The sequence below is a fragment of the Sphingomonas sp. genome (genome assembly GCF_965248875.1).
In the GTDB taxonomy this organism is placed as follows: Bacteria; Pseudomonadota; Alphaproteobacteria; order Sphingomonadales; family Sphingomonadaceae; genus Sphingomonas.
Genome location: NZ_CBDFKR010000011.1, coordinates 1367085 through 1384052, shown reverse-complemented (window position 1 = coordinate 1384052; position 16968 = coordinate 1367085). Strand labels below are relative to the sequence as shown.

The window sequence follows — 16968 nt, the reverse complement described above, 5'->3', positions numbered from 1 at the left end:
GGCCTAACGCTCGACAGCCGCTTCGTCATCCCGGTCCCCAACTGCCGCCTCTATCTAGCCTCTTGGTAGCGGGAACTGGATCAGAGGCCGGGGTGACGAAACGGGGTGCGGTCCGCTAAGCCCTGCCGGTGCCCAACGCGACCGCCACCCCCGACAGCCAGCATCCCGGCTTGGTCGGCCTGCTCCCCGGCCCCGTCCGCGGGCTGGCGCTGCTCGCGCGGTTCGACCGGCCGATCGGCTGGTGGCTGTTGTTCTGGCCCGGCGGCTGGGGCGTGGCGCTGGCCGGGGGCGTGTTCAGCCGCTGGCCGGTGCTGCTCCTGCTCCTCGTCGGTAGCATCGCGATGCGCGGTGCGGGGTGCGTTTACAACGACATCGTCGACCGCAACCTCGACGCGCAGGTCGAACGCACCCGCGCGCGGCCGATCCCGAGCGGGCTGGTGTCGGTGCGCGCGGCCTGGGTGTGGCTGGTGTGCCTGTCGCTGACCGGCTTGGCCGTGCTGCTCCAGCTCCGCCCGGCGGCGCAGGCGGTTGCGGTCGCCAGTCTGCTGCCGGTCGCCGCCTACCCCTTCATGAAGCGGATCACCTGGTGGCCGCAGGCGTGGCTGGGGCTGGTCTTTTCCTGGGCGGCGCTGGTCGGCTGGATCGAGGTCGACGGGCGGTTTTCGGCGGCGCTGGTCCTGCTCTACGCCGGGTCGATCGCCTGGGCGATCGGCTACGACACGATCTACGCGCTGCAGGATCGCGAGGACGATGCGCTGATCGGGGTGCGGTCATCGGCGCGCCGGCTCGGGCGGCACGTGCGGGGCGGCGTGGCGCTGGCGTATCTGGCGGCGGTGCTGCTGTGGTCGGGGGCGATCTGGGCGGTGCGCGCCGATCCGCTTGCGCCCGTCGCGCTGGTGCCTGCGGCGGGGCACCTCGGGTGGCAGGTGCTGACGCTCAGGCCCGACGACGGCGCAGGGGCGCTGCAGCGGTTCCGGAGCAACTGGTTTGCGGGACTGCTGGTGTTCATGGCTTGCTTGGTGGTCGGGACGGCGGCGTAGCTTCGGGGTAGCGCCGCCCCGCCCGCAGCCCTAAATCGCGGCGATGCTCACCCCAGACCAAGCCCGCGACCGCGCCGCGGACATCGTCGCCCGTGCGATGCGCGGCGGGGCCGATGCCGCCGATGCGGTGTTCGCCGCTGACGCCGCCACCGAAGTCTCCGTGCGTCTCGGCCGGCTGGAGGATGTCGGCCGATCGGAGGGCGAGGAGCTGGGGCTGCGCGTCTTCGTCGGGCGGCGCTCGGCGTCGGTCTCCACCTCCGACCTGTCGTCCGCCAGCCTGGACGGTGCAGTGGAGCGCGCGGTGGCGATGGCGCGTGAGGCGCCCGAGGATCCCTGGGCCGGGCTCGCCGCCGCCGACCGGCTGCTCACCGGCGCAGCGCCGCAGCTCGACCTCGACGACTTGGCGCGGGGGGACGGTCAGGTCGATCCCGCCGGCCTCAAGGCGATGGCGCTGGAGGCGGAGGACGCCGCGCGCGCGGTGCCGGGCGTGACCAATTCCGAAGGCGGCGGCGCGTCGGCGTCGCGCCACGTCTCGGCGCTCGCCACCTCGACGGGGTTCGCGCAGGGCTATGCCGCGACCGGCTATGGCGTGTCCGCGAGCGTGCTCGCCGGGAGCGCCGAGAGCGGCATGGAGCGTGACTATGCTCACCACGCCGCCCGGCTGCGCCGCCATCTCGACGCGCCCGTCGCGATCGGGCGCGAGGCGGGCGAGCGCGCAGTGGCGCGGGTCAATCCCGGCAAGCTGCCGAGCGGGTCGATGCCGGTCGTCTTTGACCCGCGCGTCGGCGCGTCGCTGCTCGGCCACTTCATCGGCGCGATCGGCGGGCAGGCGGTGACGCGCAAGACCAGCTTCCTGCTCGACGCGCTCGGCAAGCAGGTGTTCGCGCCCGGCATCATCATCCAGGACGATCCGCACCGCCCCCACGGGCTGCGCTCGCGGCCGTTCGACGGCGAGGGGCTGCCCGTCACGGCCACCACGATCGTCGCGGACGGGATGCTGGAAACATGGCTGCTCGACAGCGCCTCGGCGCGCCAGCTGGGGCTGGAGCCGACCGGCCATGCCGCGCGCGGGGTCAATGGCGCGCCCGGCGTGTCGACCGCCAATCTCTATATGGCCGCCGGTCTGCTACCGCCTGATACGCTGATCGGCGACGTCGCCGACGGGGTCTATGTCACCGAGCTGATGGGGCAGGGGGTCAACGGCGTCACCGGCGACTACAGCCGCGGCGCGGCGGGGTTCAGGATCGAGCGCGGCGTTTTGGCGGGGCCGGTCGCCGAATTCACGATCGCGGGCAATTTGAAGGAGATGTTTCTCCATCTGACCCCTGGCGACGATCTCCGCTTCCGCCACGGGACAAACGTCCCGACCCTGCGCGTCGACGGGATGACCGTTGCGAGCGGCTGACCTGCTTCCCCACGTCACGGCGATCGCCGCAGAGGCGGGGGCGATGGCGCTAAAGCAATGGCGCGGTGAGTTCCGGCAGTGGCAAAAGGGCGACGCCACGCCGATCTGCGAGGTCGATCTGGCGGTCGATGCCTTTCTGCGCGCGCGGCTGACGGCGCTGCTGCCCGCGGCGGGATGGCTGTCGGAGGAGACGGCCGACGCGCCCGACCGGCTGGCGCGGCACCGCGTCTGGGTGGTCGATCCGATCGACGGGACACGCGATTTCGTGCGCGGACGCGACGGCTGGTGCGTGTCGGTCGCGCTGGTCGAGGGCGGCCGCGCGGTGCTGGGCGTGCTCGACGCCGCCGCGCGCGGTGAGGTATGGCGCGCGGCGGCAGGCGAAGGCGCGTGGCTGAACGACGTGCGGCTGCACACCGGCGACCGGCGGGAGTTGGCGGGCGCGCGCATCCCCGCCGACGCGCTGCCCAAGGCGGACCGGCTCTTCACCTGCGTCGCCAAGCCCAATTCGATTGCGCTCCGGATCGCGATGGTCGCCGCCGATCAGGCGGACCTCGTCGCGACGCTGCGTTGGGGGGCGGAGTGGGACGTCGCCGCCGCCGCGCTGATCGCGGAACAAGCTGGCGCACGGGTGACCGACGCGCTGGGCTTGCCGCTCCATTTTAACAAGCCCAGCCCACGCGCCTTCGGCGTTCTCGCCAGCGCACCCGGGTTGCACCGCGCGGCGGTGGACCACCTCGCCGAGCGGGCAGAGCGGGGCGCGGCGGTGGTGTGACGCTTACGGCGCCTCCAGCGCCAGATAGCGGGCGCCGACCCCGTCCGCCGCGGCACGGTCGTCCGGATTGTAGAGCGCGCACGTCCGCAGGCTGAGGCAGCCGCAGCCGATGCAGCCGTCCAGGCGGTCGCGCACCCGCTGCATCAGCGCGATGCGCCGGTCGAGCGTCTGCGCGAAGCGGGTGCTGATCCGTCGCCAGTCCGCCTGGGTTGGCGTGCGGCCATGGGGTAGCAGCGCCAGTTCACGGCCGATCTCGTCCAGGCCGACCCCGAGCTGCTGTGCGATGCGCAGAAACGACAGCCGCCGGATATCGGAGCGCGGGAAGCGGCGCTGGCCGCCGCCTGTACGCAGCGCCTCGATCAGCCCGCGCGCCTCGTAGAAACGGATCGCCGAGACGCTGAGCCCGGTGCGTCGCGCCAGCTCGCCGATTGTCAGCAGGTCCGTCGCGCGCATCCCACACTCCCCTTGACCTCGACCTAGGTTGAGGTTGCATCAGGGGGCAAGCGCGATTCGGCGCGGAGGACGACGGGAGCTTGCGATGGCGATGTTGGAGCATGTGAACCTGACGGTGCGCGACCCCGAACGCACCGCCGCGCTGATGACCGACCTGTTCGGCTGGCGCGAACGGTGGCGCGGGCCGTCGCAGCTGGGCGGCTGGACGATCCATGTCGGCGACGCGAACGGCTATCTTGCGCTCTACACCCGCCACGGCGCCGACACTCCGGCCGATGCCTTTGCCAAGGGCCGTCCGTTCAACCATGTCGGCGTCGCCGTCGACGATCTCGGCGCGATCGAGGCGAAGGTCGCCGCGGCGGGACTGACGCCGTTCAATCACGGCGACTATGAACCGGGCCGGCGCTTCTATTTCCTCGACGCCGACGGCATCGAATTCGAGGTGGTGAGCTACGCCACGGCGGGCACTGCGCGATGAAGGTCGCGATCCTCGACGACTGGTCGAATACGCTGGCCGGGCTGCCCTGTTTAGCGCGGCTTGCAGACCACGAGGTGATGGTGTGGACCGATCATGTCGAAGAGGTCGATGTGCTCGCCAGGCGGCTGGCGGAGACCGAGGTGCTGGTGCTGATCCGCGAGCGCACGGCGGTGACGGCGGCGCTGCTCGACGGGCTGCCGCGGCTCAGGCTCATCAGTCAGCGCAGCGTCTATCCGCATGTCGACGTCGCCGCCTGCACTCGCAACGGCGTGCTGCTCTGCTCCGACATGCATGCAGAGACGCCGTCCTATGCGGCCGCCGAGCTGACGTGGGCGCTGGTGCTCGCCTCGACGCGGCAGCTGCCGCAGCAGGTCGCGTCGCTCAAGGCGGGGCGCTGGATCGACGGGGTCGGGCGGACGCTGCGCGGGCGGCGGTTCGGTGTCTATGGCTGGGGGCGGATCGGGGCAACGGTCGCCGGCTATGCCCGCGCTTTCGGCATGGAGGTGGCGGTGTGGGCGAGCGAGGCATCGCGTGCCCGTGCAGCCGCCGAGGGCTGGCCGGTCGCCCCTAGCCGTGAAGCTTTCTTCGCCGAAAACGACATCGTGTCGCTTCACCTGCGGCTGATCGCCGCGACGCGCGGGATCGTGACGGCTACCGATCTGGCAGCGATGCAGCCCGATGCGACGCTGGTGAACACCAGCCGCGCCGGGCTGATCGAACCGGACGCACTGGTCGCGGCGCTGCGGGCGGGCCGGCCGGGCTTTGCGGCAGTGGACGTATTCGACCGCGAACCGCTGACCGACCCGGCCGACCCGCTGCTGACGCTGCCAAATGTGCTCGCAACCCCGCACATCGGCTATGTCACCGCCGAGGAGTTCGACCTGCAGTTCGCCGACGTGTTCGACCAGATCAACGCCTTTGCGACGGGGGCGCCGGTCAACATGGTCAACCCGGAGGTATTGAGGCGATGATGTGGAACATGCCTCCTCGCTCGGTTCGCCGCCCCGCCAACGCTCTATTGCCACCGGCAGCCGACGCCGATAGCTTGAGCGCATCTCTGGGGGGAGACATGACAATGAAGAAGATGTGGTTCGCGGCGCTGGCTCTGGGCGGCCTGGCGTCCGCTCCGGCAATGGCGCAGTCCGTGCCGGTCGGCGTGTACGACTGTTTCGGCGATATCGGAAAGTTCTCGGTCGTCGGACCGGGTACGTACATGGCGCGGAACGGCGGCACCGGTCACTTCTCTTTCGACGGTCATACGCTGACCATGACCGACGGCACCAGCGAGGGCCTGAGCTATCGTCTGGTCGGGCCGAACTGGGATTTCGGGCTGCTGCGCGACAACGGCTCGGTATCGAACACCTGCCCGCGCAGCACGACCAAGGACCCGAGAGACCCCGCCCATTGGTAGCGGTCGGCCGCGCCTAGCGCTCGGGGTTTTCGTCCTTGTACCGCATCTCCAGATACCGTCCGCGGGTAGACAGCTGGTCGAGGTCGCCCGCCGCCAGCCGCTGCGTCATGTCGCCGATCTCCTGCTCGATCAGCGTCAGGCCGTCCACCAGCTCGGCATCGGGCGTCCGGCCGTTGCGGTCGACGCCGCGCAGTGTCGGCGGCACGCGGCCGTAATCCTGGATGAACGCAGGAAGCTGCTCGCCGACCAGCTTCTTCACCTCGCGCGCTTCTTCGCTGTCGTCGCCGACGCGGGCGAGCTGCGGGGTCAATGCGTCGAGCCGCTGGCCGATCCGGTCGACCAGGCGCACCGCGGGGGCGGGGAGAGCGGGGCGCTGGGCCTGGAGCCAGCGCCCGGTCTGCGCGGGAAGCGCCTTTACCTCCACCTGCCGCAGCCTCTCCTCGGTCGGCGGCCGCGGCGTCGTCGACGACAGCAGCAGGAACAGGTTGACCGCGCACAGCAGCAGGATGACGGCGAAGAAGCCGAAGAAGCCGATGGGCGCGATGACGAACGAGAACAGGACCACCGCGGCCAGGATCGTCGCGTCGGCAATGGCCACCCGGCGGAAGCGGCGGCCGACTTCACCCGCCGCGCGGCGGACGCGCTGCTGATGCCCGCGCGCGACGCCGGTATAGTCGCCCGCGATCCGTTCCATCGCGGCGCGGGCACGGGCGATCTGGTCGTCGACGTCGGTCATCGGCCTATACGGACTCGAGCTGGAACTGGGCGGCGCTCGGCCCCCTGATCTGCCCTCCGGACTGACCCTGCGCAGCGCCTTCGGCGCGGGCGATGTACCCCTTCGATCGCTCGACCTCCGACCCTAGCGCGGTCACGGTGACCTTCATCGAATCGAGCGCCTTGGCCTTGAACGTGTCGATCGCGTCCATCGTGTCGTAGATGTTCTGGAACGCGCGCTGCAGCGTTTCGAGCGGGATGGTCGAAGAGGCCGCCTGTTCGTGGATGCGGCTGGTGTTGTCCTTCAGCAGCTTGCCGGTCGAATCGATGATGTTCGCCGTCGTCGTGTTGAGCTGGGTGATCGATTCCAGCACCAGCCGCTGATTGGTCAGCGCGCTGGCGACGGTCACCGCGGTACGCAGCGCCGACACGGTAGTGGTCGAGGCGCGGTCGACACCCTTCACCAGCTCGACATTGTTCTTCTTGACCAGGTCGAGCGCCAGATAGCCCTGCACCGTCACCGCCATCTGGGTCAGCAGGTCCTGGGTGCGCTGGCGGGTGTAGAACAGCGCGGTCTCGCGGATCGCCTTGGCCTTGGCCGGATCGGTCGCGTCCAGCTCGTGCGCTTTGTCCTCCAGCCGCGCGTCCATCGTCTTGGACAGGTGGATCATCTGCTCCAGCTTGCCCATCGCGCCCCACAGGTTCGCGCGCTCGGTATCGATCGCGGCGTTGTCCATCAACAGCTCGTCCTTGCCGGACGCAAGGCTCTTCAGGATCGAGCTGATATGCGTCTGACTCGATTTGTAGCCGTCGAAATAGTTGCGCATCTTGTTGCCGAACGGGATGATCCCGAACAGTTTCTGCGGCGCGGTGAGGTTGCCCTTCTTGCCCGGGTCGAGGTCTTCGATGACGCGGCGCAGCTCGGCCAGGTCCTTGCCGACGCCCCCCTCCTGATCCATCGCGCGGACCGGGCGGTCGAGGAAGCGGTTCGACTGGCCGGCGGCGTCGCGGATTTCCTTCGCGCCCATCGCGGTGATCGCATCGACGCGGCGGCCGAAATCGGGCGAGTTGACGTCCTGCGCGACCAGGTCGGTGACGAAGCTGTCGACCCGCTCCTCCAGCTTCGACTTGGCGTCGTCGCCGACGGGCACCAGCCCCGCCGCCTTTTCGGCACGGACAGCGGGCACTGGCGCGGGCGGCGTAAGGATCAGCTCCTGCTCAGGTACGGCCGTCATAGTTTCGGTGCTCGTCGCCATCGCTGACCCCTTCGCGTGTTCTACCAATATAATACAGCCAAGGCGGCTGACAATGTCGGAACAGCGACAGGATAATCGCCGGGGCCGGTCGTCCGCAAGCGACGACGGTGCGACCGCCGCGGGTTGACCGCGCGCGACCGGAGTGGTCGGGTCGGAGCGGTCATAACCGGAGTCGTCGCGATGCCCCTGAGCGCTCAGCTTCGCCGATGGATCGCCGTGTTGCTGATGACGGCGCTGGCGATGGCGGGGGCGTCGGCGGCGCTGGCGCAGCCGCGGATCGCGGGCTTCAAGGCATTCCTCTTCAACAGTCGCAACGGCACGCTGTCGCGCGATGTGCTGACCGACACCGCCCAGCTCGGCAATGTAATGACCGGCGACCTGTCGTCCGTATCGACCTTCGTCGTCGTCACCGTCGCCTTCGGACCGCGCGCATCGGTCCCGGATCATGCTCGCGTCCGTCTTGTCGCCAGAACCGCCGGGCGGCGCGGCCGCGTGCTGCTAGATCGCAGCGCGCGGCTCGGCCCGGTGGATGAGGACGGCACTACCCATGTCGGCTTCTGGCTGGACGACACCGGCTGCGACACGATCGACTTCCGCGCCGTCCTGGTCGGCGGCGGCACGCCCGCGCATGGCGAGGCGACGCTGCCGTTCGCCTGTTACGAGTAGGGGGCAGCTATGCAGGCGATCGGCGGAGCAGTCGGCGAGGGCGCGGCGAACGCGGTCGGCGACGTGGCGCTGGTTCAGGCCATCCTGGTCGTGATCCAGCGCGCGGCGCAACCGCCGCAACCGGCATCGCCCGGCCATCCGGCGGTCCCCGCGCGGGCCGCGGGACCCTATCTGCCAAGCTATAGCGGCACATTCGGACCGGGCACGGCGGCGGCGATCCGCGCCTTCCAGACCGATCACGTGTTTCGCTCGCCGACCGGCGAGACGGCGCCGAACCCGCGCGCGACGGACGGCGCCGTGTCGCCGGGCGATGCGACCTGGGCGCAGCTGGTGGCGCAGGCCCCCGCCGCGTTCAAGGATCTGCGCGTGCTGGCCGGGCGCAGGACGGTCTATCTTGAGGCGACGGCGGCGGAACTGCAGGCGAAGCTGACCGCCGCGGCCGGCAAGACCTTCACCGACGCTTTTCGCGTCAAGGTCAACGCCACCATCCGCCGCATGCACGCCGATCACGGCATCGCGATCGGGGTCGATCCGCGTGGCGACCGGCGCAGCTTCCAGACGCAGTACGACATCCGGCACGATACGCCGCAGAACACCAACGCCGGGCCGGGCGAGAGCAATCATAATTTCGGCGGTGCAGCGGATCTTGGATTCGAGGGCTGGCGCTGGCTTAAGCCGGACGGCACGGTGGTGACCGACGACCCGTGGCTCGCCAAGCTGACACGGGTCAGCGCCGCGGAGGCGACCGCGTTCTGGGATGCGCTGCGTACCGCGGGCACCGCGTTGGGAGCATTTCGCGGGCCGGCCGGCGATCGCCCGCACCTGCAGAACTGGAATGACGCGACCGTGTCGATGCGGGCGCGGCTGGCGGTGCACCTGGCCCGGTCGGGCTCGATGCACTGGGCGGCGGAGCATCGCGGGTACAGTTCCGATCTCGGCTTCGGCGGGGCCAAGGTCGTGGTCGGGACCGCGATGCAGATTTGGAACTACGAGGCGACGATCGATGCGGCGACGATCGCGCGGCTGCGTGCTGCGGCGCCGCGCCGCCAAGGACAGCCCGATCCACCGCAGCCGCCTCATCCCGGTGCGCCACCGGCCCGTCCCGGGGCGCCGCCGGCGCGGCCGGGTGGTCCGCCGGGGATGCCCGGGCTCCCCGTCGACCCGCGGCGCACTGCGGCAGCGGAGGTCGATGCGATGCGCCATGCGCTGCGCCACGAGTTCGATCTCGCCGACAGCAATTGGCGGGCGTGGACCGACCAGTAGCGCCGGGCACCCCCACGCTCCCTTTCCGCAGCGCAGCAATTCGGTTATGGACGCCCGCGACCGGGGCGAACCACGCCCGCTTGTTATCCAGGAAGTATCAATGAACCTGCGCAACGTGGCGATCATCGCCCACGTCGATCACGGCAAGACGACGCTCGTCGATCAGCTCTTCCGTCAGTCCGGCACCTTTCGCGAGAACCAGCGCGTCGAAGAGCGCGCGATGGATTCGAACGACCTGGAGAAGGAGCGCGGAATCACCATCCTCGCCAAGTGCACGTCGGTCGACTGGCATGGTGCGAACGGCGACACGCGGATCAACATCGTCGACACGCCGGGCCACGCCGATTTCGGCGGCGAGGTGGAGCGCATCCTGTCGATGGTCGACGGCGTCATCCTGTTAGTCGACGCCGCTGAGGGCGCGATGCCGCAGACCAAGTTCGTCACCGGCAAGGCGCTGGCGCTGGGCCTTCGCCCGATCGTCGTGGTCAACAAGGTCGACCGGTCCGACGCGCGCATCCAGGAGGTGCTGGACGAGGTGTTCGACCTGTTCGTGACGCTGGAGGCGTCGGACGAGCAGCTCGACTTCCCGGTGCTCTTCGCGAGCGGCCGCAACGGCTATGCCAGCGAAGACCCTGATGCGCGCGAGGGTACGCTGGCGCCGCTGTTCGAGCGGATTGTCGCCCACGTTCCCGCTCCGGCGCTTGACGAGGAAGCGCCCTTCACCTTTCTGGTGACACTGCTCGACCGCGACAATTTCGTCGGCCGCATCCTCACCGGCCGGGTCAATTCGGGCGTGGTCAAGGTCAACCAGCCGATCCATGCGCTGGCCGATGACGGCACGGTGATCGAGACCGGCCGCGCGTCGAAGCTGATGGGCTTTCGCGGGCTGGAACGCGTCGCCATCGACGAGGCCCGCGCGGGCGACATCATCTCGATGGCCGGGCTGGCGGTCGCGACGGTTGCCAACACCATCGCCGACATCAGCGTGACGGAGGCGCTGCACGCGCAGCCGATCGACCCGCCGACGCTGTCGATGCGCTTCGCCGTCAACGATTCGCCGATGGCGGGGCGCGAGGGCAGCAAGGTGACGAGCCGGATGATCCGCGACCGCCTGTTCCGCGAAGCGGAATCGAACGTCGCGATCAAGGTGACCGAAGCGGCCGACAAGGACAGCTTCGAGGTCGCCGGCCGCGGCGAGCTCCAGCTTGGTGTTCTGATCGAGACCATGCGGCGCGAGGGTTTCGAGCTCGGCATCAGCCGCCCGCGCGTGCTGTTCCGCGATGCTGAAGGGTCCGGCCGCGAGGAGCCTTACGAGCAGGTGGTCATCGACGTCGACGACGAGCATTCGGGCACGGTCGTCGACAAGATGAACCAGCGCAAGGCGGAGATGACCGACATGCGCCCGTCGGGCGGCGGCAAGACCCGCATCACCTTCTCGGCCCCCAGCCGCGGCCTGATCGGCTATCATGGCGAGTTCCTGTCCGACACTCGCGGCACCGGCATCATGAACCGCGTCTTCGAACGCTACGGCCCGTACAAGGGCCAGATCGAAGGGCGAAAGAACGGCGTCCTCATCTCCAACGGCTCGGGCGAGGCGAACGCCTATGCGCTCGGCTTTCTCGAAGAGCGCGGCGTGCTGATGGTCGCGCCGGGCGACCCACTGTACGAGGGCATCATCATCGGCGAGAACGCGAAGACCGACGACCTCGAAGTCAATCCGATGAAGGCGAAGCAGCTGACGAACTTCCGCGCGAGCGGCGGCAAGGACGACGCGATCCGCCTGACCCCGCCGCGCAAGCTGACGCTGGAGCAGGCGATCGCGTATATCGACGACGACGAGATGGTCGAGGTAACGCCCAAATCGATCCGGTTGAGAAAGCGCTTCCTCGATCCGCACGAGCGCAAGCGCGCGTCGCGGCAGAAGGAAGCCGCCTGAGGCATGGATCGGCGCATAATCTGATGCGATGGCGCGTGCATCCGGAGAATGGCATAGGCACAACGGTCACGCCTGACGACGATTTGTTGGCAAAGGCGCAAGGCTATACCGGGATCACGGGAAAATCCGCGCTGATCGGTGAAGCCCTTCGCCTGCTCGTATCACGCGAGGCTGCGCGTCGACTGGCGCTGCTCGGCGGCTCCGATCCCGACGCGACGGCGGCGCCTCGTCGGCGGTTCGACTGACCGGTGCTGCTCGCGGATGTTTCGGTCTGGATCGACCATCTGCGTTCGCCGCTGCGCCGCCGGCATTGGCACTGGATGACGATCAGTTGTTGATCCATTCCTTTATTATCGGCGAGATCGCTCTTGGCAGCATCATGGATCGTGCCGCAGTGATCCGTGAGATGGACGATCTGCATCGCACGGAGATTGCCGAGCACGAAGAAGTCATGGGTTTGATCGAGCGCCATGATTTGCACGGACGTGGCATCGGCTATGTCGATGCGCATCTTCTCGCGTCCGCCCTTCTGACGCCCGGCGCTCACCTGTGGACGCGGGAACGTCGACCGCATGCGGCCGCCGAACACCTGAGCGTGGCTGCGCGGGACGAGGAAACCTAGGCTGCAAGCCGCAAGGATGTACTCAGAACGATTACGCTACCGATCAATCCCGCGCCGACGCCCAATCGCCACCGTGCGATTGTCGCTCCGCCAGCAATGTCACCTGCCACGATCACTACCGCGATCAGCGCGCCCAGCTGCGTCCACAAATGATAACGCAGCTCCGACGCGACGCTGAGCACCAGATATCCCAGCCCGTACAGCGCCGACGACGCCGCGATCGGCACGCTCAGTCGTGCGTTCGGCAGCCCCGCGCCGGCGAGCAGCGCCCCCAGCGCGAGCGCGATTGCGACGATCGGCCAGCCGAGCGGGGTGTGCGCGGTGGCCAGCGCCGCGGCGTCGAGCGAGCGCAACAGCGGGTTAGGGGCGACGCGGAAGCCCCAGGGATTGGGCGCATCCTCGTGCGGCACCGGCCGCTCAACCGCGTCCGTCAGCGGCAGGATGCGCGTGTTGATCGCGAAATGGGTCAGCCGGTGCTCGGCATAGGCGATCGGATGCGCTAGCACCGCGCGCGCCCAGAACAGGTAGGGGTGGACTTCCGCCGGATCGACATTGTCGCTCCACGCCGTGAAGCCGAGCGGGCATTCGGGATCGACCCAATCCGAATAGCTGTCCCATTTCGCGGGCCGGTAGCAGCGATGGTTGACCGCGACGGGATCGCCCACCTCGATGTCGTCGGGAAAGACATTGACGCCGGCGTGCTCGGTGATGCCGCCGAGATCGAAGATGACGAGCGACAGCTCGACCGCGCTCGGCTCCGCCCCGATCGCGCGGTTGGCAAGCGGCATTGCGGCGAGCAGGATACCGGCAACGGCGACGCTCGTCAGCGCCAGCCGCGGCACGGTGCAGCGCCACGCCGCGGGCAGCAGCGCGACCGCAAGCGGCAGGCAGGCGGCGAACGCGTTGAAGCGCAGGGTCGCGGCGAACAGCAGGAACAGCAACCCCGCGGCGCGTTGCCAGCCGCGGCCCCGCTCCCTCTGCGTTGCCAGCATCCCGGCAGCGACGAGGATCGCACCGGTCATCAGGCAGTCCTTCAGGATCGCCCCCATCAACGCCATTGCAGGGGGCCACAGCCCGCAGGCGAGCAGCGCCCAGCCGAGCCGGGGGCGGCCGTCCTGCCGCACCCCCAGCGCCAGGATCGCCAACCCCGCCCAGAACAGCCCGAGCTGGAGCACCAGCATCGGCGCGGGGCCGTGCGCGATCGGCAACAGCCGCTGCCACACCCACTGCATCACGGGCGGATGCCAATCGGTGATCGCTCCGCTCAGCGCCTCGCCATATTGCCGCACCGGGTCCCAGGTCATCAGCCCGGGCCAATAAGCGAGCCCGGTCACCGCCGCCGCCAGCGCCGCCGCGATCGGGACCGCGACGTGCGCAGCCGGTATCCGCGCCCCACGCGCGTCGAGGCGGCCGAGCGTCACCCAGCGAGCCGCATCACCGTCGCCCATTCCGCCTCGCCGACCGGCGAAACGCTCAGCCGCGACTGGCGTAGCATCGCCATCCCCGCCAGCGCGGGCTCCGCTTTCATCTGGGCCAGGGTGACGAGACGCGCAAGCGGCCGCAGCGGCTCGACCCGCACCGACACCCAGCGGCCGTCTGCGCCATCGGCTTGCATGGTGCGGGCGACGCGGACGATTCCGACCGCCGCCTTGTCCGGGCCGCTATGATAGAACAGCGCCTCGTCGCCGACCGCCATCGCGCGCAGGTGCCTCGCCGCCGCCGCGTTGCGGATGCCGTCCCATTCGGTGCCACCGTCCGCGACCAGCGCGTCCCAGCCGTAGGAGCTTGCTTCCCCCTTGATCAGCCAGCGCGCCATCCTCGCTCCCATGCTCCCCGGTTAAACAGCGGCTTAACGCCTCATTCCGTGCCCGTTCAGTGCGACTCGGGCAAGAGCGTGAGCAAGGTCGCGGTATGTTCGTTCTTACCCCGGGACCGAGTGTAACGAGTAGGAGGTCTGCCATGACTGGATTGATCGGAAAGACGGTGCTGGGTGCGGCAATGGCCGCCAGCGCCCTGGTGTCGGCGACGCCCGCGAGCGCGCAATATTATCGCGGCTATCGGCACCATGACGGGATCGGCGCGGGCGGTGCGGCCGTGCTCGGGGGCATCCTCGGGCTGGGCGTCGGTGCGGCGATCGCGTCGAGCAACAACAACCGCTATTACGACCGCGATCGTTATTACGACGCGCCCCCGCCACCGCCGCGTCGCTATTACTATGACAACTATCAGCAGCCCTATTACCACAACTATTATGATGAATACCGGCCGCGCTGTTTCGTCGAGCGGCAATGGGACGGATATGGCCGCCCCTACAATGTCCGCGTCTGCCGTTAGGCGACGTTGACCCGAAAGACGGCGCGGCGGCACCGGCTGCCGCGCCGCTTTTTTGTGGGCAGTCCCGGACGCAGCCGCTAAGCGGCCCGGCCATGACCGACACGCCCCCCGACCACCTCTCGATCGATCCCCGCTCGCCCCATTTTGATCGCGAGGTGCTGGAGCGTGGTATCGGCATCCGCTTCAAGGGCGTCGAGCGTAGCGACGTCGAGGAATATTGCCGGTCGGAAAGCTGGATACGCGTCGCGCTTGGCAAAAAGGTTGACCGCCACGGCCGGCCGCTGACGATCAAGCTGACCGGGCCAGTCGAGGCGTGGTTCAAGACGGAAACGGTCGAGGACGAAGCTCACCCCGAGGACTGATCTTCGACCAGCGCTTTCAGCCGGGCGAGCGCCCGCGGGGGCCAGCCAGCGACAGCGCTTGAAGTGTCATCAGCAGGTCGCCCGTCAATGGACGAATCGCGCTACCACATCGCGATAGGAGCGGCTGACTTTCACGCTGCCGCCGGAGTTCAACACGAGGAAGCATTCGCCGTTGGTGTGCGGCTTGACCTGCTTGACCAGGTCGAGGTTGACGATGGTCGAGCGGTGGACGCGCTGGAAGCGGCGGGGGTCGAGGCGCTTCTCCAGATCCTTCATCGTCTCGCGCAGGACCAGCGAATTGTCGCCGGTCTTGATGACCATATAGTCGCCCGCCGCCTCGATCAGCTCGATCGTGTCGACGTCGACGCGGAAGATCTGACCCTGGTCCTTGATGTTGATGAGCTTCTCGAACCGCCCAGACGCCATCTCACCGCCGCCAGCGCCACCGTCCGCGCTCAGTTCCGCCGCTGCTTCGGGCGCGTGCTCGGCGAGCGCATCCTTGAACATCGCGGCCTCGCCGACGCTCTGCTTTTCGCTGAGCCGTTGACGGACGCGCTCGATTGTATCTGCCAATCGCGCCTCGTCGACCGGCTTCATCAGGTAATCGACCGCCTGCGCCTCGAACGCGCGCAGCGCGTGATCGCCATAGGCGGTGACGAACACGAACAGCGGCGGGTCGACCTCCATCAACCCCTGCACCACGGAAAAGCCGTCGAACCCCGGCATCTGGATGTCGAGAAAGACCAGATCGGGTTTGTGGGTCTTGATCGCGCGGATCGCCTCGCGGCCATTGATGCACTTGTCGATGATCTCGACATCGTCGAACTGCTGCAGCCGCAGCTCCAGTCCTTGGGTCGCAAGCGGCTCGTCATCGACGAGGATGGTGCGGATGCTCATGCAGCCCCTTTCGTGGCGGCGTCGGGTAAACCGGCAAGGCTGGCGCCGGTACCCTTGCGGACCTGAATGGAAGATTGCGTCGGCGTCATGCGGCTTCCCTCAAATCCTCGAGCTGGAACGGGATCTCGATCGCCACCGAAAATCCGCCCTCCGCGGTCGAGCGCGTGACCAGCTGCTGGTCCGCGCCATAGGCCTGAACCAGCCGCTCGCGGATGTTGGCGAGCCCGACCCCGGTAGACAGGCTGGGCGGTTGCACGCCGTCCTGCAAGCCGGGACCGCTGTCGGACACGGTAATGTGCACCTGTTCTCCGGCGAGCCGTACCTCAATGCAGATATCGGCGCCGTCCTCCTGCGGGGTGACGGCATATTTGATCGCGTTCTCCACCAGCGGCTGGAGCAACAGGGAGGGCAGGCGGGCGCGCTCGGCGGCTGGGTCGATGTCGAACTTGGGGCGCAGCCGCTGTTCGAAACGCATCTTCTCGATCTCGAGATAGAGCTTCAGCGTCTCCACCTCCTGCGCCACCGTGACATGCGCGGTCGGCTCGTTGGCGAGCGTGTAGCGGAGGAACGACGACAGGCGGCTGAGCATCGCATTGGCGCGATCGGTCTGCTTCAACAGCACCAGCGTCGAGATCGAGTTGAGCGTGTTGAACAGGAAATGCGGGTTGAGCTGGTAGCGCAGCATCGCCAGCTGCGCCGACGACGCCTGCGCCTCCAGGTCGCGCATCTGGTCGATCTGCTCCTCGACCAGGATGTAGAAGTTGATCCCGAAATACAGCGCCGACCAGCCCGCCAACACGGTGAAGCAGATGTAAAAGGCGCTAAGAAAGGAGGCGAGGCTGACATGGGGGGACAGCGTCTTGAGGCTGATGAACGAAAACAGGAAGGCGACCAGGAACGCGTACAGCAGGGTGAAGCCGAGCAGCGTCGCGACCGTGAGGACGACGCCCGGCACGCGCGGCAGACGGCGGTAATAGCCGTATAACGTCGACAGCAGCAGCGTCAGGCAATAGCCGATGATCGCCTCGACCAGCACCGGGATGACGACGTCGATCGTCGGGCCGCCGGAAATCGACGCCGCCTCGCGCACGATCAGGTAGCCGCCCCAGCCGACCGCCTGCAGCGTCCAGAAGGCGCGGCCCTTGTCCTCGAAGAACGGACGGACGTTGAGCGCCGGCCGTCGCGGCGAAGGAGAGCGGGTGGGGGCGAGCGAGGCCACGAGGCGGCTTTATCGCGATGTGCCCCGCGGCGGAAGGGCGGCGCGCTGCCGGGCATGAACGGAAAGGCCGCCGTCCCGGGGGAACGACGGCCTTTCCTAAAGTCTCTGCATGGCCGCCGCCGCCGCGGCGAAGCGGCGTC

20 protein-coding genes are annotated in these 16968 nt (G+C 68.5%); 13 read left to right on the top strand and 7 right to left on the bottom strand.

Annotated elements, in window-relative coordinates; all coding sequences use genetic code 11:
* The first annotated feature begins 128 nt into the window (after positions 1-128).
* From ubiA to ACP2AD_RS13915, 3 genes are read left to right on the top strand one after another with little or no spacing between them, the layout of a single operon-like run.
* A complete protein-coding gene (gene ubiA / locus ACP2AD_RS13925; protein WP_425230641.1) occupies positions 129-1040 on the top strand; it encodes a 4-hydroxybenzoate octaprenyltransferase in 912 nt (303 codons plus the stop codon).
* A 43-nt stretch (positions 1041-1083) separates the two neighbouring features.
* A complete protein-coding gene (locus ACP2AD_RS13920) occupies positions 1084-2445 on the top strand; it encodes a TldD/PmbA family protein (RefSeq protein WP_425230640.1) in 1362 nt (453 codons plus the stop codon).
* Positions 2432-3217: a 3'(2'),5'-bisphosphate nucleotidase CysQ gene (locus tag ACP2AD_RS13915; RefSeq protein ID WP_425230639.1), complete on the top strand. Its 786-nt coding sequence runs from the start codon at positions 2432-2434 to the stop codon at positions 3215-3217. Before ACP2AD_RS13920 ends, ACP2AD_RS13915 begins: the two co-directional genes overlap by 14 nt.
* A gap of 3 nt (positions 3218-3220) precedes the next feature.
* Here ACP2AD_RS13915 and soxR read toward each other — a convergent pair whose 3' ends face one another.
* A complete protein-coding gene (gene soxR / locus ACP2AD_RS13910) occupies positions 3221-3670 on the bottom strand; it encodes a redox-sensitive transcriptional activator SoxR (RefSeq protein ID WP_425230638.1) in 450 nt (149 codons plus the stop codon).
* 85 nt (positions 3671-3755) lie between these two features.
* Between soxR and ACP2AD_RS13905 the strand changes: the two genes are divergently transcribed.
* From ACP2AD_RS13905 to ACP2AD_RS13895, 3 genes are all read left to right on the top strand, one after another.
* Complete coding sequence (locus ACP2AD_RS13905; RefSeq protein WP_425230637.1) at positions 3756-4148, top strand: VOC family protein; 393 nt, start codon at positions 3756-3758, stop codon at positions 4146-4148.
* The gene (locus ACP2AD_RS13900; protein ID WP_425230636.1) at positions 4145-5119 is read left to right on the top strand and encodes a D-2-hydroxyacid dehydrogenase family protein; all 975 of its coding nucleotides are present in this window, start codon (positions 4145-4147) and stop codon (positions 5117-5119) included. The genes ACP2AD_RS13905 and ACP2AD_RS13900 overlap by 4 nt, the downstream gene beginning before the upstream one ends.
* Before the next feature lie 104 nt (positions 5120-5223).
* Positions 5224-5559: a hypothetical protein gene (locus tag ACP2AD_RS13895; RefSeq protein ID WP_425230635.1), complete on the top strand. Its 336-nt coding sequence runs from the start codon at positions 5224-5226 to the stop codon at positions 5557-5559.
* Positions 5560-5572: 13 nt separating this feature from the next.
* Here ACP2AD_RS13895 and ACP2AD_RS13890 read toward each other — a convergent pair whose 3' ends face one another.
* On the bottom strand, positions 5573-6295 hold the full coding sequence (locus tag ACP2AD_RS13890) for a hypothetical protein (protein ID WP_425230634.1): 723 nt from the start codon (positions 6293-6295) through the stop codon (positions 5573-5575).
* A gap of 4 nt (positions 6296-6299) precedes the next feature.
* Positions 6300-7529, bottom strand: coding sequence for a toxic anion resistance protein (locus ACP2AD_RS13885; protein ID WP_425230633.1), 1230 nt, complete (start codon positions 7527-7529; stop codon positions 6300-6302).
* 180 nt (positions 7530-7709) lie between these two features.
* On the opposite strand from ACP2AD_RS13885, the gene ACP2AD_RS13880 reads away from it, so the two are divergent.
* From ACP2AD_RS13880 to ACP2AD_RS13860, 5 genes are all read left to right on the top strand, one after another.
* Positions 7710-8195, top strand: coding sequence for a hypothetical protein (locus ACP2AD_RS13880; RefSeq protein ID WP_425230632.1), 486 nt, complete (start codon positions 7710-7712; stop codon positions 8193-8195).
* A gap of 9 nt (positions 8196-8204) precedes the next feature.
* Complete coding sequence (locus ACP2AD_RS13875) at positions 8205-9458, top strand: hypothetical protein (RefSeq protein ID WP_425230631.1); 1254 nt, start codon at positions 8205-8207, stop codon at positions 9456-9458.
* Between the two features lie 100 nt (positions 9459-9558).
* Positions 9559-11394 carry a translational GTPase TypA gene (gene typA / locus ACP2AD_RS13870; protein WP_425230630.1) on the top strand — a complete coding sequence of 612 codons (1836 nt, stop codon included), beginning with the start codon at positions 9559-9561 and terminating at the stop codon, positions 11392-11394.
* Positions 11395-11417: 23 nt separating this feature from the next.
* Entirely contained in the window at positions 11418-11639 is a 222-nt protein-coding gene (locus tag ACP2AD_RS13865) for a type II toxin-antitoxin system VapB family antitoxin (protein WP_425230629.1), read from the top strand.
* A 65-nt stretch (positions 11640-11704) separates the two neighbouring features.
* Complete coding sequence (locus ACP2AD_RS13860) at positions 11705-12016, top strand: VapC toxin family PIN domain ribonuclease (RefSeq protein WP_425230628.1); 312 nt, start codon at positions 11705-11707, stop codon at positions 12014-12016.
* On the opposite strand, the gene ACP2AD_RS13855 is transcribed toward ACP2AD_RS13860, so the two are convergent.
* Both ACP2AD_RS13855 and ACP2AD_RS13850 read right to left on the bottom strand, forming a co-directional pair.
* Positions 12013-13464: a hypothetical protein gene (locus ACP2AD_RS13855; protein WP_425230627.1), complete on the bottom strand. Its 1452-nt coding sequence runs from the start codon at positions 13462-13464 to the stop codon at positions 12013-12015. The two genes, ACP2AD_RS13860 and ACP2AD_RS13855, sit on opposite strands and share 4 nt — an antisense overlap.
* On the bottom strand, positions 13434-13832 hold the full coding sequence (locus tag ACP2AD_RS13850; RefSeq protein WP_425230626.1) for an EVE domain-containing protein: 399 nt from the start codon (positions 13830-13832) through the stop codon (positions 13434-13436). Before ACP2AD_RS13850 ends, ACP2AD_RS13855 begins: the two co-directional genes overlap by 31 nt.
* 143 nt (positions 13833-13975) lie before the next feature.
* Between ACP2AD_RS13850 and ACP2AD_RS13845 the strand changes: the two genes are divergently transcribed.
* Both ACP2AD_RS13845 and ACP2AD_RS13840 read left to right on the top strand, forming a co-directional pair.
* Positions 13976-14350: a hypothetical protein gene (locus ACP2AD_RS13845; RefSeq protein WP_425230625.1), complete on the top strand. Its 375-nt coding sequence runs from the start codon at positions 13976-13978 to the stop codon at positions 14348-14350.
* A gap of 92 nt (positions 14351-14442) precedes the next feature.
* Entirely contained in the window at positions 14443-14712 is a 270-nt protein-coding gene (locus ACP2AD_RS13840; RefSeq protein ID WP_425230624.1) for a DUF3297 family protein, read from the top strand.
* A gap of 84 nt (positions 14713-14796) precedes the next feature.
* On the opposite strand, the gene ACP2AD_RS13835 is transcribed toward ACP2AD_RS13840, so the two are convergent.
* Positions 14797-15609 (bottom strand): LytR/AlgR family response regulator transcription factor, encoded by an 813-nt coding sequence (locus tag ACP2AD_RS13835; RefSeq protein ID WP_425230623.1) that lies wholly within the window; start codon positions 15607-15609, stop codon positions 14797-14799.
* Between the two features lie 85 nt (positions 15610-15694).
* Complete coding sequence (locus ACP2AD_RS13830) at positions 15695-16828, bottom strand: sensor histidine kinase (protein WP_425230622.1); 1134 nt, start codon at positions 16826-16828, stop codon at positions 15695-15697.
* Positions 16829-16968 lie beyond the last annotated feature (140 nt).